The sequence below is a fragment of the Thalassospira sp. GO-4 genome, from assembly GCF_023588965.1.
GTDB lineage: Bacteria > Pseudomonadota > Alphaproteobacteria > Rhodospirillales > Thalassospiraceae > Thalassospira > Thalassospira povalilytica.
In genome coordinates this window covers 2,048,666-2,067,649 of the sequence record NZ_CP097807.1, presented here as the reverse complement: position 1 = coordinate 2,067,649, position 18,984 = coordinate 2,048,666, and the positions used below count along the sequence as shown (strand labels likewise).

At 53.9% G+C, this 18,984-nt stretch carries 15 protein-coding genes; 7 read left to right on the top strand and 8 right to left on the bottom strand.

The genetic code is table 11. The features are described 5' to 3' along the window. Positions 1–13 precede the first annotated feature (13 nt). The gene (locus M9H61_RS09690; RefSeq protein ID WP_256469501.1) at positions 14–1,744 is read right to left on the bottom strand and encodes an ABC transporter ATP-binding protein; all 1,731 of its coding nucleotides are present in this window, start codon (positions 1,742–1,744) and stop codon (positions 14–16) included. Between the two features lie 256 nt (positions 1,745–2,000). Here M9H61_RS09690 and M9H61_RS09685 point away from each other — a divergent pair, with 256 nt between their 5' ends. Then, positions 2,001–2,801 (top strand): lipopolysaccharide kinase InaA family protein, encoded by an 801-nt coding sequence (locus M9H61_RS09685; protein WP_250284795.1) that lies wholly within the window; start codon positions 2,001–2,003, stop codon positions 2,799–2,801. 48 nt (positions 2,802–2,849) lie between these two features. Here the strand turns inward: M9H61_RS09685 and M9H61_RS09680 are convergent, their stop codons facing one another. After that, positions 2,850–3,989, bottom strand: coding sequence for a glycosyltransferase family 1 protein (locus M9H61_RS09680; RefSeq protein WP_250284794.1), 1,140 nt, complete (start codon positions 3,987–3,989; stop codon positions 2,850–2,852). Next, positions 3,986–4,903 carry a UDP-2,3-diacylglucosamine diphosphatase gene (locus M9H61_RS09675; RefSeq protein WP_250284793.1) on the bottom strand — a complete coding sequence of 306 codons (918 nt, stop codon included), beginning with the start codon at positions 4,901–4,903 and terminating at the stop codon, positions 3,986–3,988. The genes M9H61_RS09680 and M9H61_RS09675 overlap by 4 nt, the downstream gene beginning before the upstream one ends. A gap of 219 nt (positions 4,904–5,122) precedes the next feature. On the opposite strand from M9H61_RS09675, the gene M9H61_RS09670 reads away from it, so the two are divergent. After that, complete coding sequence (locus M9H61_RS09670) at positions 5,123–6,070, top strand: diacylglycerol kinase family protein (RefSeq protein WP_068517260.1); 948 nt, start codon at positions 5,123–5,125, stop codon at positions 6,068–6,070. A gap of 498 nt (positions 6,071–6,568) precedes the next feature. On the opposite strand, the gene M9H61_RS09665 is transcribed toward M9H61_RS09670, so the two are convergent. After that, positions 6,569–6,730, bottom strand: coding sequence for a hypothetical protein (locus M9H61_RS09665; protein WP_170310314.1), 162 nt, complete (start codon positions 6,728–6,730; stop codon positions 6,569–6,571). Between M9H61_RS09665 and M9H61_RS09660 the strand changes: the two genes are divergently transcribed. Then, positions 6,720–8,678 (top strand): methyl-accepting chemotaxis protein, encoded by a 1,959-nt coding sequence (locus tag M9H61_RS09660; protein WP_250284792.1) that lies wholly within the window; start codon positions 6,720–6,722, stop codon positions 8,676–8,678. The genes M9H61_RS09665 and M9H61_RS09660 overlap by 11 nt on opposite strands. Positions 8,679–8,781: 103 nt before the next feature. Here M9H61_RS09660 and M9H61_RS09655 read toward each other — a convergent pair whose 3' ends face one another. Beyond that, positions 8,782–10,131, bottom strand: a complete 1,350-nt coding sequence (locus M9H61_RS09655; protein WP_250284791.1) for a TldD/PmbA family protein — start codon at positions 10,129–10,131, stop codon at positions 8,782–8,784. A 251-nt stretch (positions 10,132–10,382) separates the two neighbouring features. On the opposite strand from M9H61_RS09655, the gene M9H61_RS09650 reads away from it, so the two are divergent. Beyond that, positions 10,383–10,970, top strand: coding sequence for a hypothetical protein (locus M9H61_RS09650; protein ID WP_250284790.1), 588 nt, complete (start codon positions 10,383–10,385; stop codon positions 10,968–10,970). 49 nt (positions 10,971–11,019) lie between these two features. Here M9H61_RS09650 and M9H61_RS09645 read toward each other — a convergent pair whose 3' ends face one another. Continuing rightward, on the bottom strand, positions 11,020–12,546 hold the full coding sequence (locus M9H61_RS09645; RefSeq protein ID WP_101248187.1) for a UbiD family decarboxylase: 1,527 nt from the start codon (positions 12,544–12,546) through the stop codon (positions 11,020–11,022). Positions 12,547–12,800: 254 nt separating this feature from the next. Here M9H61_RS09645 and M9H61_RS09640 point away from each other — a divergent pair, with 254 nt between their 5' ends. From M9H61_RS09640 to M9H61_RS09630, 3 genes are all read left to right on the top strand, one after another. Continuing rightward, on the top strand, positions 12,801–13,157 hold the full coding sequence (locus M9H61_RS09640) for a DUF4170 domain-containing protein (protein ID WP_068517306.1): 357 nt from the start codon (positions 12,801–12,803) through the stop codon (positions 13,155–13,157). A 17-nt stretch (positions 13,158–13,174) separates the two neighbouring features. Continuing rightward, entirely contained in the window at positions 13,175–13,924 is a 750-nt protein-coding gene (locus M9H61_RS09635) for a hypothetical protein (protein ID WP_250284789.1), read from the top strand. Positions 13,925–14,243: 319 nt separating this feature from the next. Further along, positions 14,244–15,941 carry a PAS domain-containing methyl-accepting chemotaxis protein gene (locus tag M9H61_RS09630; RefSeq protein WP_068517255.1) on the top strand — a complete coding sequence of 566 codons (1,698 nt, stop codon included), beginning with the start codon at positions 14,244–14,246 and terminating at the stop codon, positions 15,939–15,941. Between the two features lie 273 nt (positions 15,942–16,214). On the opposite strand, the gene M9H61_RS09625 is transcribed toward M9H61_RS09630, so the two are convergent. Both M9H61_RS09625 and M9H61_RS09620 read right to left on the bottom strand, forming a co-directional pair. Beyond that, positions 16,215–16,922: a methyltransferase gene (locus M9H61_RS09625; RefSeq protein ID WP_101248144.1), complete on the bottom strand. Its 708-nt coding sequence runs from the start codon at positions 16,920–16,922 to the stop codon at positions 16,215–16,217. 69 nt (positions 16,923–16,991) lie between these two features. After that, entirely contained in the window at positions 16,992–18,791 is a 1,800-nt protein-coding gene (locus M9H61_RS09620; RefSeq protein WP_068517253.1) for a sodium:proton antiporter, read from the bottom strand. Between the last annotated feature and the right edge of the window lie 193 nt (positions 18,792–18,984).

The following is an 18,984-nucleotide window of genomic DNA, read 5'->3' as shown; positions in this document are numbered from 1 at the left end:
GAAATTGCCCGGATCAGTTTCCGTTTTCTTCTGAGAATTGCAGATTATAGAGGTTTGCGTAAGCCCCTCCAAGTTCAAGCAATTCTTCGTGCTTGCCCTGTTCAATGACGCGCCCGTTATTGATGACACAAATCTTGTCGGCATCAACAATGGTCGAGAGACGGTGCGCAATCACAAGTGTGGTGCGGCCCTTCATCAATTCGGAAAGCGCGCCCTGGATATGGCGCTCGGATTCCGTATCAAGGGCCGATGTTGCCTCGTCCAGAAGCAGGATCGGTGCGTTTTTAAGCATCGCGCGCGCAATTGCAATACGTTGACGCTGCCCGCCTGAAAGCTTCACGCCATGTTCGCCAACAATGGTGTCATAGCCGTGTTCAAGCTGAAGGATAAAGTCATGGGCGGCGGCGTGACGGGCGGCTTCCTCGATCTCGGCGTCGCTGGCACCGGCGCGACCATAGGCAATATTGGCGCGTACCGTATCGTCAAACAGGGTGATTTCCTGACTGACCAGTGCGGTTGCCTTGCGCAGGGATTCAAGCGTAACGTCACGGATATCCTGACCATCAATGGTGATCGCACCGGCATCAATGTCATAGAAACGCGGGATCAGGTTCAGGATGGTGGATTTGCCTGCACCGGACGGACCAACAAGTGCGACGGTTTCCCCGGCCTTGATATCCAGATCAATATCGCGAAGGGCGGTGATTTCCGGATTATAGGAAAAGGCGACGTTTTTGAAGCTAATATCGCCACCTGAAACCGTCAGCGCTTTGGCATCCGGCGCATCCTTGATTTCGGGTTCTATATCAAGAACTGTGAAAACGCGCTGTGATGCTGCCAGACCTTGCTGCAGGGTGATGTTGATATTTGCCAGACGTTTTACCGGCTCATAGGCCAGCAAAAGGGCCGTGATAAAGGCAAAGAAGCTTCCGGGATCGCTGGCACCGTCGATCACCCGGCTGCCGCCATAAATAATAATCGCTGTAATCGCCGCACCCCCAAGCGTTTCCATGATGGGGGATGAACGGGCACTGACGGTTTGTGCCTTGAAGCTCAGTTTGAAGACTGTCTCAACCAGCTTGCCCATACGTGAGCATTCGTAAGGTTCCATGCCATATGCCTTTACATGGCGGATGCCCTGGAATGTCTGTTCAAGCAGGGTGGCAAATTCACCAATTTGCTGCTGGGTGTTGGCCGACACCTTGCGCATCCGGCGACCCAGTCGCGCAATCGGGTAGATCGCAGCGGGAAAGACCGTGAATGCAATGATGGCAAGCAGCCAATCCTTGTAGAACATGACGCTGATCAGGACGATGGCAGTCAACAAATCCTTGCCAAATCCGGTCAGCGAGTTGGAAACGGCCGCACGCATTGCCGTGATGTCGTTGGTAAAGCGCGTGATCAGCTTGCCGGTATTGGTGCTGTGGAAGAAGCCGATATCAAGACGAATGACATGTTCGTACAGACGGTTTTGGATGTCGGCCAGAATACGTCCACCGACATAGCTCATCAAAACGGTCTGGCCGTAATTGGCGAAACCTTTCAGGGCAAAGGAACCAAGAACTGCGGCGCCGACAGGAACAAGCATCGCTTCGCGCTTGTTGATGAAGACATCATTGATAATGGGGTCCATCAGAAGCGCATAAAGGCCGGTTGCACCAGCCATTAAAGCCATACACAGAAGAGCAAGAAGAATTTTCCCGAAGTATGGAGCAACGGCATCTTTAACGATGCGCTTGACCAACGGCCATGTGCCCCAATGTTCTGTGGTGTGGTCCAAGGAGTTCTTGGGCAATTGCTTCTTCCTGGTCGTTTAGGCCATTTCCACATTGTATCGAACTGATACTGTCTATATGGATTAGGCTTCAAATAAATATTCAAATGTACGCGCTGTTGCTAGCACGCCGAGCCATAAGCGGCAAGCCGCAGTAAGCTTCATACGGACACAAAACTGATCTGTAGATCAGCAGGTCACAAAGAGCGACATATAAGACAAAATAATGAACGAGCAACTGCACGCACTTGTCGAGCACACAATAGCCCAGGGCGTGGGCGCACGCGTTTTCCCGTTAAGCTGGAATGGTCGGCGGATATGGGTCAAACAGGCGGTGCCTGCAAAGGAAAAAGTCTGGCATCGGTTGCAGCGTTTTCTGGCCAATGTCACGGGCATTCCGCTTTTGCGTCCAACGGTGTCGCCCGGCGGCAAGGCGGGGCTTGTGAATGAAGCCAATACCCTGCGCAAACTGGCTGCACATGGTGTACTTGTGCCCGATCTGATTGGCGAAGGGGCGAACTGGATCGCAATCGGTGACAATGGCGGTATCCTTCAGACCAGGATCGAAGATGATGTTCGGTCCGGCAATGAAGACTGGGTCAAACAGCATATCACTGCTGCTGCATCCGCTTTGGCGCGACTGCACGCATCGGGTGTGTCGCACGGTGCACCGTTATTGCGAAACATGACGATACGCGATGATGGCCAGATCGGCTTCATTGATTTTGAAGAAGACCCGAATGCACGTATGCCATTGGAAGATGCGCAGGCCCGCGACATTTTGTTGTTCGTATTTTCCATTCAGCGCGAATTCAAAAAACGTCCGGAATTGTTGCGGTCAGGATGGGCAACCTATGTTGCCACAGCGGGCGAGACTGCCGGGCAACTTGTCCCTTTGCGCAAGGTCATCAGGCTTTTGCGACCGGTTTACATGATTTTGCGTCCGTTCCGCAGATGGCTGGGAACGGACGCGTTGAATGGTATTCTGGCTTATCGCACTTTGCGCAAAAGCCTTTATCGCAAATAGAACTTCACCCGTTCCACGCTTTCCGTCGGTTTCCCCGGGGCTTGCCACTTACTGGGCGGGTTGACCGACCGGAGTTGTGCCAAGGCTTTCCTGATCTTGATCCGGGGATGTCGCCGGGTTTGTGCCCGCATTGTGGCGGGTGGCATCGTCGACCGAAATCCGGACGGCCTCGATCCCGTCAAACCCACCGGAAAACGGTGCCAGATTGTGCAGGAACTGGGTGGCGGAATTCTGCCAGCTATATTGTTCAGCCAATGCACGGGCATCGTCGGATGTCAGCTCTAGTGCAGCCAGGGCTGCTTCGCGCAGGTCGGCATCAATCGCACCGGCCTTGGTGCCGCGCACGATATCGGCTGGTCCCTGAACCGGGAAGACAGCAACCGGGGTGCCCGATGCCAGTGCTTCAAGGATCACAAGGCCGAAGGTGTCGGTCTTGCTTGGAAACACAAAGACATCCGCCGAAGCAAAGGCTGTTGCCAGTTCTTCGCCAACCTTTTTGCCCAGAAACTGCGCATTGGGATATTTGCCCTTAAGCTCGTTAAGTTGCGGGCCGTCGCCAACCACGAACTTTGTCCCGGGCAGGTCAAGGTCAAGGAAGTGGCCGATATTCTTTTCCACCGCAACCCGCCCGACAAACAGCCAGTGTGGTTTCGGGAAATCGCCAAATGAGGCGTCTGGTCGGGGCCGGAACAGATCAAGATCCACCCCGCGCGACCAGATATGTAGGTTTTCAAAGCCCCAGTCGGACAGTTCCTGACGCAGGCTTTCGGTGGCGACCATGACCGAGCGTGATTTGGAATGGAATTTGCGCATCCCGCGATAGGAAATCGACAGCGGCAGCCGCCAGCGCGCATGAATATATTCCGGAAACCGCGTGTGATAGGCGGTTGAAAACGGCAAGCCGTGTTTCAGGCAATAGGAACGGGCCGCCTGACCCAGCGGGCCTTCGGTCGAAATGTGGATGGCGACCGGGTGCAATGCCTCGATCATTTTGGCCATCTTGCGTTTGGCAAACAGGGCCAGACGGATTTCCGGATAGGTCGGGCATGGAACGGTTTTGAACTGATCGGGCGAAATGATGTGAACATCATGTCCCATCGCGCCCAGCTCGCCACGTACGGTTTCAAGGGTACGGACAACACCGTTTACCTGCGGATACCAGGCATCGGTTACGATCAGTATTTTCATGCAGTCTTTCCAATCGGGGCATCGCTGCGTTTTTTGGACGCACCCGATGCGGAATTGTCCGTGCCATGGGCAATGCGGAACATGGAGATCAGTTTGCCAAGACCCAGTGACGGGGTGCTTGCAGCGTCCCGGCTGGGGCTGGAATGGCTCATGGCCATCTGGCGCATTTCGGTCCAGTGCAGAAGTTCAAGCTTGCCATCCTTGTCTTCGACAAGGGCGGTGCAGCTTTCGACCCAGTCTCCGTCATTGCAATAAAGCACATCACCGATCATGCGTTTTTCGGCATGATGGATATGACCGCAAACCACGCCATCGACCTTGCGCTTGGCGGCTTCGTGGGCGACGGCATTTTCGAAATTGCAGATGAACTGAACGGCGTTTTTGACCCGGTTTTTAAGATAGGCCGAAAGCGACCAGTAACCGTATCCAAGGCGGCGGCGAATGCCGTTATAGTAACGGTTAAGGGCGATGGCCAGGTTGTAGGCCGTGTCCCCAAGATAGGCCAGCCATCTGGCATATTTGACAACCCCGTCAAATTCATCGCCATGAATGACCAGCAGGCGTTTGCCATCGGCTGTTTCGTGGATATCGTTCATTTTGACATCGACATGCCCAAAGGTCATATCGACAAATTCACGGGCAAATTCATCATGGTTTCCGGGGACAAAGATGACTTTGGCGCCATTTTTTGCCTTATCCATGATTGTCGTGATAACAGCATGGTGACTTTCCGGCCAATACCAGCTTTTCTTGAGCCGCCAGCCGTCAATAATGTCACCGACCAGATAATAGGTATCTGCTGTTACTTCATTGAGGAAATCCAAAAGAAGATCTGCCTGACATCCACGTGTCCCCAAATGGACGTCTGAAATCCAGACCGTGCGGTAATGCGGTTGCAGCGTCATCGCTGTCATTGCCGCTCCTCCGTATCCTGCCAAAAGGATGGCTGGAATTCGGCGTTTCGAGGTGCCGAATACTGTCCCCAACCAGTATCGGTTTAAAATAAAAAACGTGATTTTATAACCCGTTCACAGAAATTTCGTCGTTCTGTAAAGCAACTGTTACATTTTTTCTTTCATATGGTAGTGCGTGTGTGTGATTTATTTCGGTTTTATTTCGGAAGTATGTTCTGAATGACCCATGCCGATGTGACTGTGATTTTCAATCCCCGTGCGGGGGGGAACAAACAGCGGTTTCTGTCCAAGATTTTGCAACATGCAGGGATCAGGGTGGAATTGTTGCAGACCACCCATCCCGGCCATGCCCGTGAATTGGCGCGCAAGGTGCGTGCCCATCAACGCCTGTTTGTTGCCGGCGGCGACGGATCATTGAACGAGGCGCTGAATGGTCTTCTTGATGCCCAAATCGATGGTCACGAAGTCCCGCCACTTGGCGTGATCCCGCTCGGGACGGCGAATGTTCTGGCCGTCGAAGTCGGGCTGGAACGCAAGGCAAAGGCAATTGCCGACTATATCAATAATCCTGGTCAGGTCTGGATCCGGCCCGGACTGGTCAATGGGCGGGCCTTCTTTTTGATGGTCGGAATGGGGGCCGATGCCGATACGGTTGCCAATGTGTCGCTCAAGCTCAAGCGGATGATCGGCAAGGGTGCCTATGTTCTTGAAGGGTTGCGGAACATCTTTTTCCCGCGTCATCGCGACTTTGAAGTCAATATCGGGCGGGAAAACTATCGGGTGGCCGGGGTTGTGGTGACCCATGCGCAGCATTACGGCGGCGAATTCATTATTTCACCGACGGCGAAGCTGACCGATAACGGTTTTGATGTTGTTCTGATGCCCGGCAACGGTATCGGTGCATTGTCGCGCTATGGGCTGGCCCTGACGTTAAACAGGTTGCATGAACAAAGCGATGTCTCGGTTGTGCGGTCTGAACGCATCACGATCACCAGCCATTGTGGCCCGGCTCCGCTTCAGATTGACGGTGAAAGTGCCGGAAAACTGCCATGCGAAATCAGTCTGTCGCCCTATCCGGTGCGGCTGATGGTGCCACAGGCCTATGCAATGGCCGCGGGTGGTGTGGTTGAAACCGGTCCGGAACCACTTCGCCTGACCAGCGGTTAACCCCGATAGCTAAATCTTTATTGCAAATGCACGATATCCCGGTTGTTTGCGGCCGGGATATCAGAAGGCATGTGATCACGCTTGGAAGTTGCAAAGCAAAGATCAGGCATTCTTTGAAAATCCCCATGATCTTACTCGTCATTTCGCGGTTTTTCCGCGTGTAAATCAGCGTTTTATCAACCGGTGTGCCGGGGCTGATTATTGATGCCCTTGGGTTGATAGCAGGGGATGGTCCAATGCGTTTGCCCTGCTTTGCAGCGTTTGCCAGCTTGTCTGGAAATTACGGTGTTTGGTGTTGTCAAACAGGGAAACTGATCCGCCGAATTGGGCCGATCTGCCGGGCATATTCGAAAGGACAGGTATACAGGTCTTCTGGATAGGTCGGCCTTACTTTTCCTTGTAATTTCGCATGTTACGCCAAACCTTTAAGTTAGTTGCAATATTGTGATTATCTAAAACAAGGGTTGTGTACTCCCCATATGGGGAGGGTAGTGACTGTCATGAGCAGATACCTTGGTAATCAAAGAGATCGTAGCGCGGTGCTGCGAACACGGAGGGTATGATGGTGTCGCGTGTTTCTTCTGCGCCGACGGGGGCGTTTTTGGAAAACTTGGGTGTTAAGACAAAGATTCTATTGGGGTTTTCAGCAGTGCTGGTCATTCTTGTCTCAGCGCTGGCATTCGCATTCTACAGCTTCACCAAAGTTGCACATGATGTTGATGAATATGCGTTGCGGGTCGAAGAGGCCGCACTTGTTGCCCAGATTGAAACGCGGTTTTTGCGTTTCAAAAGTCATGCCCGCGAATTTGCCAACAAGGCAAGCGCCCATGACGCGGAACAGGTGTTCGTCATCGCCGATCAAATCCGCCCAATTCTTGACAAGGCATTGCAAAGTTTCGAATCAGCTGAACATCGTGCCCGGATCGAGAAAATATCAGGGGCACTTGATCGCTACATGCAGGATTTCGAAAAAGTCCGTGATCTGAGTGATGAATATCACGCCCTGATCACGGACCGGCTTGAGCCCGACGGGATCAAGGTCGTTTCCGATCTCAATGCATTGATCGCACGTGCAGAAACCACTCAGAATATCGATGCCCTGAAAAAGGCGGTGGCCGCGCGCGAACATGCGCTTCTGGCGCGTCTTTATTCCAATATTCTGATCGGGCGTCAGGATGACAGCTTTGGCGAAAAGGCAGCCAGCGAGTTCGGCCTTCTCAAGACCGGGCTGATTGAAATCAACCAGACAGTACCCGATGCGGAATACAAAAAGACCATCGGCGAAGTCATGACATTGTTTGATGATTACCGTGATGCATTTGACAAGATCAGGTCAAATGAACTGGTCATTATTGAAACGGTCAATGGCGATATGGAACAGGCATCCAGTCTGTTGCTGTCCGAAGCAGCCGATCTGATGGCGGAATTTTCGGCGACCGAACATTCAATTTTTGAACGGGTTGTTGATGAAATCGGTCTGGCGGAAACCGAAATCCTGATCGCGTCGCTGATCGGTATGGGGCTTGGCATCGTCATTGCCCTTCTGATCGGTGATCGTCTGTCAAAGCCGATCATTGCCATCACCCAGATCATGCGCAAGCTTGCCGATCATGATCTGACGGTCAATGTACCCTGGCAGGAACGGCGCGATGAAATCGGCCAGATGGCCGGCGCGGTTCAGGTCTTCAAGGAAAATGCCATTCGCAATGACGAACTTGAAGCCAAGGCAATCGAAGATGAAAAACGCGCCAAGGAAGCCCAGCGCCAATTCATGAACCAGACGGCCGACACGTTCAATTCCGATGTCGGGCAAATCATTGAAACCGTTGCCGCGGCTGCGGTGGAATTGCAGGCAACCGCAGACAGCATGTCACGGCTGGCAAGTTCGGCATCCGAACAGACGGTGGCTGTGGCATCGGCAACCGAAGAAGCCAGCGGCAATGTGCATTCTGTTGCCTCGGCCACAGAGGAACTCAATTCCTCGATCGAGGAAATCAACCGGCAGGTTGTCCATTCATCTGATGTGGCTCGCAGTGCAGTCGGGCAGGTCAACAAGACCCAGGCGGACCTTCAGCAACTGGTCGAAGCATCGGAAAATATTTCAAATGTGCTGAAACTGATTTCCGATATTGCCGATCAGACCAACATGCTGGCCCTTAATGCCACGATTGAAGCCGCACGGGCCGGTGATGCCGGGCGTGGTTTTGCCGTGGTGGCAAATGAGGTCAAAAATCTTTCCGATCAGACCGCCAAGGCGACCGAGGAAATCACCCGTTATGTCGAAAACCTTCAGGCCCGCACCGGAAGTGCAGTCAATCAGGTCGAGGCAGTCGGCAAAACCGTCAGTGAAATGGATGCAATTATTGCTACCATTTCATCGGCGATCGAAGAACAGACCGCAGCAACCCGTGAAATCGCCTTTAACGTTGAACAGGCGGCAACCGGCACCACCACGGTCAGTTCAAACATCGCAACCGTCAGTTCGGCCGTCAATGAGGCCGGAACAGCATCCGGGGATGTCTTGCGCGCGGTCAGTATGCTTTCGGAAAACTTCACGACCCTGAAAGGTGCCACGGACAATTTCGTAAACACGATCCGCGCAAGCTGATCGGTGAGGTAATCTGACGATTACAAAAGATCCGAAAAAAAAACGCCCGGCACATTCAAGTCCGGGCGTTTTTGTATCGGGATGTCTGTTGGTGTCGGTCAGGTTACTGACCGGCCAGCGTCATGCCATCAATGCGCAAGGTCGGTGCATTGGTGCCGTATTTGAAGGTCAGATCATTGGCCGGAACCACGGATTTGAATATGTCCTTGAGGTTCCCGGCCACCGTGATTTCCGATACCGGATAAGCCAGTTCACCATTTTCAATCCAGTAACCCGACGCACCGCGCGAATAATCGCCGGTAACGCCATTGACGCTGCTTCCGATCATTTCGGTGATATAGAGACCCGATTTGATATCCTTGATCATGTCTTCGGGCGAAATGGTGCCCGGTTCCATGTAAAGGTTGGTGGTTGACGGCCCCGGAAGGCTTCCGGCCCCGCGCGATGCGTTGCCCGTTGATTTCAGCCCCAACTGGCGGGCCGAGCGCAAATCAAGAATCCAGGTTTTCAAAACGCCGTTTTCAATCAGGTAGCGTTTTTCATTGGCGACACCTTCGGCGTCAAACGGTTTTGAGCGCAGACCGCGTTTGCGGTGGGGGTCGTCGACAATGTTGATATGCGGGGCAAAGATTTCCTTGCCCATCGCATCAAGCAGGAAGCTGGTTCCGCGCGCAATGCCTGATCCGTTGATCGCACCGGACAGATGGCCAACGATTGAGGATGAAACACGCGGATCATAAATGACAGGAACCTGCGTGCTTTTGACTTTGCGCGGGTTCAGACGGCGCAGGGTTTTTTCTGCGGCCTTTTTGCCGATTTCGACCGGGTCACGCAGGTCGGTCGAAAAGACCGCGCTGTCATAATCATAGTCGCGTTCCATTGCCGTTCCGGTCCCGGCCAGCACCGAAACCGAAATGTGACTGCCCGAACCGGCATAGGAATTGGCAAAGCCATTGGTCGCGGCCAGCGTGATCTGATGGCGGCCCCAGCCGGCTTCTGATCCTTCGGAATTGGTGATGCCTTCGACGGAACGGGCGGCTTCCTCGCAGGCACTTGCCCATTCGATCAGTTTGTCCTGGCTGACTTCGCCCGGTTCACAAAGTTCAAGCGCGTCGACATCAAAACTTGCGGCAAGTTCGGACGGGTCGGCAATACCGCAATACGGGTCTTCCGGGGCGTTCTTGGCCATGGCAACGGCCCGTTCGACCAGTTCGTTCAAGGCGGCGTCGCTGGTGTCCGATGATGACACGACAGCCTGCTTTTTGCCGATCAGAACGCGCAGACCAAGATCGGCGCCTTCGGATCGTTCTAGCTTTTCCATCTTGCCCAGTCGCTGGGCAACCGAAAGAGATGTTCCTTCGACATAGACGGCATCTGCGTCATCAGCACCGGCTTTCTTGGCGCGCGCCAGCAGATCATTGATACGATCAAGTGTCATGTCGGTCTTGGGCATGGAAGCTCCCTTATTTCGGAATGTATCTATCGGCTAGTTATAGGCGGCAGGGACGTATTCGCAAAGAACAGAAACGGTTTGATGCATCTGCATTGCAGGTGCCCTTGGTCTTGTTCCCAAAGGTGGCGTGAATGTATCTGTGGGGCAAGGGGCTGGACGTTCTGTTTTCATCCCTGTTTCTGCTATAGTCCGGAAAACAGCAAATAATTGGCGGTGATGCCGCCAGACAAAGCACACGGGATAAAATGCAAATGCGGAACATAAGGTCGGGCGCAATCGGCTTGGCAATGATTTTGGGAATTTCCCATCCGGCTTTGGCAGATGAGCCGGGTAATCCGTCTGGTCCCGATGAAAATGGCGTTTGGGAACTGAATCCCAATGGCAATGCCGACCCGGTGTCAAGCGCGCAGCTTTATAGCGAAATGCGCATTCAGGGTGGCCAATATGCGCGCAATTACCGGCATCAGATGCTGACCGGGGATTTTACCTGTGACGATGTGGTCGACCGGGTTGCGGGCTGGGTCGATCTTGACAGTCCGGACGGTCCGAAATTTGCCATGCTGTTTGTCACCAACCATGGCGGCAAGGCACAAAGCGAAATCCGCTACCTGCCGTTCGAGCAGTCCGAACAATATGCACTTTGCATCCATGATGAAACCGCCCCGCCGGTCATGAGCTGGCAGGAAAACAGCCCGGAATTCATGGAAGAAGTCATCGGATCGAAAGAGATGTGCAATTTCGCCATCCGGGTGGATGACTTCATGTGCGACGCGCCACAATTCTTCTATTCCGAACAACCGGCGGACAATGGCGACCACTGGTTCTTTTTCCGAAATTGATCGTGAGTTCTTGAAAAGAAAAGGCGGGTTAGAAGCCCGCCTTTGTCAACTAATCCCGCCAGATTTTCTTGCCTGATCCGGGCAGGCCATAGCGTTCCCATTTCTGATCAACCCGGTCGATGATGTCATCATCCATATAGATTTTTTCGCCCCATTCGCGGTCGGTTTCGCCCGGGAATTTGTTAGTGGCATCAAGGCCAAGCTTGCCGCCAAGGCCCGAAACCGGGGATGCGAAATCAAGATAATCGATCGGGGTGTCGGTAACCGTGGTGATGTCGCGCACCGGGTCCATCCGGGTCGAGATCGCCCACATGACGTCCTTCCAGTCGCGCACATCAATGTCGTCATCCACGACGATGACGAACTTGGTGTACATGAACTGACGCAGGAATGACCACACACCCATCATCACGCGCTTGGCGTGACCGGCATAGGCCTTTTTCATCGATACAACTGCGATGCGATAGCTGCATCCTTCTGGCGGCAGCCAGAAATCGACGATTTCGGGGAATTGCTGTTGCAGGAGTGGCACGAACACGTCGTTGAGTGCCTCGCCCAGAACCGACGGCTCGTCTGGCGGACGCCCGGTAAAGGTCGACAGATAGATCGGGTTCTTGCGCATGGTGATCGCGGTCACGGTAAAGACCGGGAAATCTTCAACCGAGTTATAATATCCGGTATGGTCGCCATACGGTCCCTCGGGCGCATATTCATCAAGCGAGACATAGCCTTCAAGCACGATTTCGGCCGTTGCCGGTACCTTGAGCGGCACGGTCTTGCAATCAACCAGTTCAACCTTTTCACCGCGCAGAAGCCCGGCAAACTGATATTCCGAAAGGGTATCGGGCACCGGGGTAACCGCGGCAAGGATCGTACCGGGATCGGCGCCCAGCACGATGGCAGCCGGAAGCGGATCACGCTTTTCCTGTTTCCAGCGGGCATGATGTTGTGCCCCGCCACGATGTTTGAGCCAGCGCATGATGGTCTTGTTCTTGCCAAGCACCTGCATGCGGTAAATGCCAAGGTTAAACACATCGCGCTTGTCGCCGCCTTTTTCACCGGCCGTCGGGCCCTGGGTCACAACCAGGGGCCAGGTGATCAGCGGGGCGGGTTCGCCGGGCCAGCAGGACTGAACCGGGATTTTGGACAAATCAATATCGTCGCCCTGAAGCACCACTTCCTGACAGGGGGCCTTGGAAACAGTTTTGGGTTTCATCGCCATGACGGTCTTGGCCAGTGGCAACATCGAAAATGCTTCGCGGATGCTTGCCGGTGGTTCGGGCTGTTTGAGGAAGGCCAGCGTTTCGCCGACTTCACGCAATTCTTCGGGTTTGCGGTTCATGCCCGCGGCAACCCGGTCCACCGTGCCAAACAGGTTCACCAGAACCGGCATGTCATATTTTTTGCCGTCATCGCCAACGACGTTTTCAAACAGAACCGCCGGGCCGCCTTCGGCCAGAAGTCGGGTCTGGATTTCCGTCATTTCAAGATTGGGGGATACCGGTTCAGTGACACGAACAAGACGGCCGGACTTTTCCAGCGCATCCATGAAGTCACGAAGGGATTGATAGGGCATGGCACCTGTCATCTGCAAAGCTTTGAAACCTGATTGTCTTCATACGCGTGCACGCGGGCTTGGACAACCTTGCTGTTATCAAATACGCCATTTGTAACTGGACCGATCGCTTCCTACATGAAACCGGGATGCTGCGTTGCATAATTTTGCGGTTTTGGTTGACGCATCATTTGGTTATACATTGGCTTAGAATTGAGTCGCGTGGCCCACAACACGCGACATGGCAACTCACCAAAAGCATGAAGGACGCACAGATGGCCAAATACTGGGTTATCGGGGGCACCTATCAGGATACCGGTTTCGACAAGCCGATCGGCGAAGAAACCAAAGTCGGTCCGTTTGGCAGCTTCGAAGACGCGGAACAGGAATGGTCGAAAATGGCCTGGCAGTCGGTCGATGACGCGAATTCGCGCTATCGCATCGAACGCCTTGAAGAATACTGGGTCGTTGGCGGTGAATATGAAAGCACCGACTTCGAAAAGCCGGTTGGCGGTTCCGAAGAACGCCATGGTCCGTTCGCCACATTCAGCGACGCTGAAAAAGCATGGTCGAAACTGGCCTGGCAGCATGTTGATGACTGCAACTTCCGCTACCGTGTCGTTGAAGGCTAAGCCGGATCGACCAGACAATGTTTTCGATATCCGATGTGCGGGCGATCAGTGACCCCGTACTCCGTGAACAGATCGAACATCATCCACGCGCGCAGGATCTTCTGCGCGCGTTTTTGTATCCCTATGCCGCCCCGGACCGGGATTTCCTGTTTCGTGGTGGATCGGTAACGCCGCTTGATGCATCGGAAGTCGGCGACGCCATCGCCGGGAGGGTCCCGGTTCTGGCCGTCGGGTCAAACCGTGCACCGGTTCAGTTGACGCGCAAATTCACCCATCAAAATCTGCCCGATGATGTTCCGGTGACACTGGGATGGATGCGCCATCATGATATTGTCTATTCGGCACATGTCACCGGGTATGGTGCCTTTCCGGCAACCCTTGCCCCGTCACCGGGGACACGGGTCCGGGTTGCGGTGACCTGGCTTACGGCGGCGCAGCTTGGACATATGCATGTAACCGAAAGCGTTCCGACACATTACCGTTATCAGCAATTGCATGGCCGTGATCTTGACCTTGATTGCGGTATTACGACCGACCATGTCGGTCTTTATCAGTCGGTTGCCGGGTTTGAATTCGCATGTGGCCAAATCTTTGCCCTGAACGCAGTTGAGGCAACCGGGCGCAGATATCCGTCCCTGGAACAGTGGCAGATGGTCGCACATGTCGCGCGCCTTGCAGGGCAGGTTTTTCGACCTGATCTGGTGATCCGGCTTATTGACGATCCGGCCTTCAGAAAGTCGTTTGGCGATCTGGATCACACAAAATAGCGCCGACCCTGTAATTGCCATTGGTGTGACCCTATATATATTCCAGAAATGTGTTTTGATACTTGAAATTGTGTCAGGATTTTCGGTAAGTACTTGAAAATTAAATGCTTCTGTAAAATCCGGTAAGCCGTCCAAAGAACGGTGTATTCAACCGGCTAATTTCGGAATGAACGGTTGAATTGTAATTTCAAAGGTACCAATTGTGCAGCAAGGGTACCGAAATTTGGGTGAATCAATCTGGGAGAATGCCGACGACGCGGTTTGCGTGCGTTATGTGTTCGCGTGCGTGTTTCACGCTTCGTGATTAAGGGAGAACTAAATGTTTGGCTCTGGTTCTGATGACCGTCATATCGTTCAGGCTATAAAGCAGTCACAAGGTACGATCGAATTTACGCTCGATGGTAAAATCCTTGATGCAAACAAGAATTTTCTGGATCTGGTCGGATATGATCTGTCAGAGGTGCGTGGCAATCACCACAGCATGTTTGTTGATCCGGAGTTCGCCAGAAGTGCGGAATACAAGAATTTCTGGGATCGCCTGAAGGGCGGAGAATCCTTCACCGCCGAATTTCAGAGGTTCGGCAAGGGTGGCAAGGAAATCTGGATCCAGGCGACCTATAATTCGGTCAAAGGCAGCAATGGCAAACCCTATAAGGTGTTCAAGGTTGCAAGTGATGTCACTGCGCAGAAATTGCAGGCCGCCGACTATGCCGGGCAGATTGACGCCATCAGCAAGTCGCAAGCCGTGATCGAATTTGATCTTAAGGGCAATATCCTTAATGCCAACGAGAATTTCCTTGTGACGATGGGCTACAAGCTGTCGGAAATCAAAGGAAAGCATCACCAGATCTTTGTTGATCCGGCCTATGCCAAAAGCGACGAATACAAGGATTTCTGGAAACAGCTTGCCGCGGGCAAGCATCTGATGGCCGAATATCAGCGGTTTGGCAAAGGCGGCAAGGAAGTCTGGATTCAGGCCAGCTATAACCCGATCTTTGATATGGCCGGGCGGCCGTTCAAGGTGGTGAAATACGCGACCGACATTACGGAGCAAAAGCTTCAGGCGGCCAACTTTGCCGGACAGATCGAAGCAATCCACAAATCACAAGCCGTCATTTCGTTTGAAATGGATGGCACCATCCGCAATGCCAATGCCAATTTCCTTAATGCGATGGGATATAGCTATGACGAGGTGATCGGCAAGCATCACAGCATCTTCATGGATCCGGCCGAAGCCCAAAGCACCGAATACAAGGAATTCTGGGATGCCTTGCGGCGCGGAGAGCACAAGGTTGCCGAATTCCGACGCTTTGGCAAAGGCGGCAAGGAAGTCTGGATTCAGGCCAGCTATAACCCCGTGATGGATATGAACGGGCGTCCGATCAAAGTGGTGAAATATGCGACCGACATCACCAAGCAGATCTATGCCCGCCGCAAGGCCAAGGATTTGGCCGAAGGATCAAGCACCAGTGCCGAAGCCGTGGCCAGCGCATCCGAGGAAATGCTGGCAGCCATTCAGGAAATCAGCGAAAGCATGCACCGGTCACAAATCGCGATGAACGATATCGTGTCCAAGACCGAAGAAGCCAACGAAGTACGTGCCGATCTGGAAACCACGTCGGAATCGATGGCGGGCGTGGTTCAGATCATCCGTGATCTGGCTGAACAGGTGAACCTGCTTGCGCTTAACGCGACGATCGAAGCCGCGCGCGCCGGTGAAGCAGGCAAGGGCTTTGCCGTGGTCGCAGGCGAGGTCAAAAACCTTGCCAACCAGACCGCCAAGGCAACCGATGAAATCGAAACCCAGATCGAAGCGATGATGAATATTACCAAGCGGGTTGTTGCGTCGACCGCCGGGATTTCGACATCGGCGGAATCGGTCAGCAGCTATGTCGATTCCATCGCATCAGCCGTCGAGGAACAAACAAGCGTCACCCAGGATATTTCCAAGAATATCCAGTTTGTTTTTAACGGGATTTCCGAACTGAATGATTGTGTGAAAAGCATCGCAAGCTGACGCACAACAAACATCCCTGATCACGCAAAAGCCCGACGGTCCCAAAGACGGTCGGGCTTTTTTTTCAGGCGATATGCAATGTGTTCCAGAGCCGTTTCCGTTTGGGATGCCCCGGCCCGTAGGGTCCGCAAGGTCCGCAGGCTTCAGTTTGGCAATGTTTTGCGGCGTTACACCGCTTGAACGGTGCCCCCCATCGCCCTTGCGCACAGGGCCTTGTCAAACAATTCGCCAAACACGACCGAAACGCTTCAATCTAACGAAACAGAAATTGCCCTAGCCGCGATCGGGCAACAGTTGCCAGATGCGGGTGAATTTGGTGTCGGCATCTTCGACCGCGACATCGACGGGCACATCATATGTTTCGAGCTCGTCAATATTGTGGGTCGGCGCATAGGTCCGGCCCGGATCGGCCAGAATGACCCGGGTGCCAAGACGGGCTTCGGCCATCAGCCATTGCAGAACCGCATTTGCCATATCCTGCTGATAGCAGACATCACCGGCAAAAATCACATCCCAGCGTTTTTGCGGGGCGCTGGTGCCGACAAAATTGTCCGTCGTGGTGGCAAATTCGACACCATTGCGTTTGGCATTGAGGCGCGTGGCAGTGATGGCCACCGGATCAATGTCATTTGCCGTGATGTCCGCCGCATCCGCCATCACACAGGCAATCGCCTGCATGCCGCCGCCGCAAGCAAAATCAAGCACCCGCTTGCCACGCACCAGTTCGGGGTGGTCCAGAATATAGCGCGTGATTGCCTGCCCGCCGGGCCAGGCAAAGGCCCAATAGGGGGGCGGGATATCAAGGATGCCCAGAATATCCTCGGTCGCCTGCCACAGTGGCGTGATATGGGTCGCCAGATACATTTCGATTTCCGGCGCCAGCGGCACGCGCGCGGGCACGGTGAAAGTTTCGATCAGATCGGCAAATTGCGGATCATCGACATTTGGCACCAGGGCATCGGCAAAGACGTTATCGGTCATGCTGGGCTGCTTTGACTATGAACATTTGCGCCGGAGTAACGGCTTTGCCGATCTTGGGCAAGCAGTTCTTCATGATGCGGTTTCGGTTTCAGCCATCCCGAGATACAGGATCACGTCACGCGGTTTGGCTTTGGGAATTTCGGTTCCCAGAAACAGCTGGTTGCCGCGCACCATGGCAAGAACGGTGGGCGCTTCGTCATGCAGGGCAATAAAATCATCCCAGCCAAAGCTGTCGGTGAACCGTGTCTGACGGACGGAAACGCCGCTGCGATAATCATAGCGGATGTCATCAGTGGTCAGCGGTTTGGCACATAGCGGCAATCCGCCAAGCGTCTGGCTGGCACTATGACGGCTGCGATCATCCGACCCGCGATGAATGCCGGTCTGGAAGACCGAGCGTCGCCCGAATTCCGGGGCGAAGTCGGTGCAAACCAGCGTGTTGTAGGCATCATTGTCGGTGGCCGCGATCAGTTTGCCCAATGCGCTAGTATCAAGGTGATGTTCAAACACCTCTGACAGGACTTCACCGTAAAATGTCGTCAGGCCCGCTTCACGTGCCGGGCGCAAGGCGTGCCAGCGTGAATCGGTCACCACGACCGGAATATCAAGTTCATCAAGGCGGGTGGCCAGGTCAATTGTCCATTGATGGGCACCGACAATCAGAACGCCGGGCGGACCATTGACCGCAAGATCAAGATAACGGGCCATCGGCCGGATCGAAAATCCGTGCAGAACCACGGTTGAAAACACCATGGCAAAGGCAAGCGGGATCAGAAGCGCCCCATCGGCATACCCAAGATGGACAAGCTCGGCGCCAAAAAGACCGGAAACAGCAACCGCGACAATCCCGCGCGGTGCGATCCAGCCGACCAGCAACCGTTCACGCCATTCAATCTTGGAAAAACTGAGCGCGCCAATGATCGAAACCGGGCGCACAATCAACAACATTGCCGCCACAAACAGGCCATGCCCCAGGGTCAGTTCTTCGACCATCGACCATTTCAGGGTGGCGGTCAGAATGATAAAGACGCTTGAAACCAGAATGACCGTCAGGGTTTCCTTGAACCGGCGGATTTCATCAATCGCCATCAAATGGGCGTTGCCGATGACAAGACCAAGAACAGTCACGGCCAAAAGACCGGTTTCTTCCTGAACGATATTGGCCCCGGCAAAACAGGTCAGCAACACGCCCAGAACCAGCGGCGCCTTGAGAAATTCCGGTATCCAGCCCCGGCGAAACACCTGGGCTGTGCAAATGCCGGCAATCAGGCCGATGGCGATGGCGACAAGGATGTTAAAGGCCAGATGGCCGATCACACCACTTAGTCCGTTGCCATGTTCGGTCGCGACAATGATTTCATAGACCAAAACGGCAAACAGCGCCCCGATCGGGTCATTGACGATGCCTTCCCATTTCAGAAGTGTGCTGGGATGTTTTGCCAGACGGGCATGACGCAACAACGGGGCAATCACGGTCGGCCCGGTCACAATCATGATGCCGCCAAACAGGGCCGCGACCGGCCAGCTCAGCCCGGCCAGATAATGGGCGGCGAAAGCACCAAGCAGCCAGGCCAGAAGCGGCGCAATCGTCGTCAGGCGCAATATGCCGCTGACACTGTGGCGCAATTCACGGAAATCAAGCGCCAGACCGCCTTCAAACAGGATCACGGCAACTGCAACCGCAACAAGGGGCTGCAATAACGGACCGAAATCGGCAACCGGATCAAGAAGCCCGGTCCCCGGTCCAAGAATAAGCCCAAGTGCAGACAGCAACACAATGGCCGGCACACCTGCGCGCCAGGCAAACCACTGTGCGCCAACGCCAGCCAGGATCAAGCTTGCAATCATCAAGGCAATCGGTGCGGCCATCTATGCGCCTCTGTTGTTGGTATCAGTTAATCGAAAAAGGTTTCAGACAGATGGTGTCTGGTTTCCAAAAACCTATACGGCGCGTTCAATTCAATTGGCTGAAATTGCACAAAAACTTTCGATCCGGTTGCGCCCGATCATCCCGCAGGCAAACGCCCACAGTTTTCTTAGCATCTTTTGACGGTGTGTAATC

Coding starts and splice junctions, on each gene's coding strand:
- M9H61_RS09685 (WP_250284795.1), top strand. CDS start 2,001: ATGAACGAGCAACTGCACGCACTTGTCGAGCACACAATAGCCCAGGGC.
- M9H61_RS09680 (WP_250284794.1), bottom strand. CDS start 3,989: ATGAAAATACTGATCGTAACCGATGCCTGGTATCCGCAGGTAAACGGT.
- M9H61_RS09675 (WP_250284793.1), bottom strand. CDS start 4,903: ATGACAGCGATGACGCTGCAACCGCATTACCGCACGGTCTGGATTTCA.
- M9H61_RS09670 (WP_068517260.1), top strand. CDS start 5,123: ATGACCCATGCCGATGTGACTGTGATTTTCAATCCCCGTGCGGGGGGG.
- M9H61_RS09665 (WP_170310314.1), bottom strand. CDS start 6,730: ATGACCAGCACTGCTGAAAACCCCAATAGAATCTTTGTCTTAACACCC.
- M9H61_RS09655 (WP_250284791.1), bottom strand. CDS start 10,131: ATGCCCAAGACCGACATGACACTTGATCGTATCAATGATCTGCTGGCG.
- M9H61_RS09650 (WP_250284790.1), top strand. CDS start 10,383: ATGCGGAACATAAGGTCGGGCGCAATCGGCTTGGCAATGATTTTGGGA.
- M9H61_RS09645 (WP_101248187.1), bottom strand. CDS start 12,546: ATGCCCTATCAATCCCTTCGTGACTTCATGGATGCGCTGGAAAAGTCC.
- M9H61_RS09640 (WP_068517306.1), top strand. CDS start 12,801: ATGGCCAAATACTGGGTTATCGGGGGCACCTATCAGGATACCGGTTTC.
- M9H61_RS09635 (WP_250284789.1), top strand. CDS start 13,175: ATGTTTTCGATATCCGATGTGCGGGCGATCAGTGACCCCGTACTCCGT.
- M9H61_RS09630 (WP_068517255.1), top strand. CDS start 14,244: ATGTTTGGCTCTGGTTCTGATGACCGTCATATCGTTCAGGCTATAAAG.
- M9H61_RS09625 (WP_101248144.1), bottom strand. CDS start 16,922: ATGACCGATAACGTCTTTGCCGATGCCCTGGTGCCAAATGTCGATGAT.
- M9H61_RS09620 (WP_068517253.1), bottom strand. CDS start 18,791: ATGGCCGCACCGATTGCCTTGATGATTGCAAGCTTGATCCTGGCTGGC.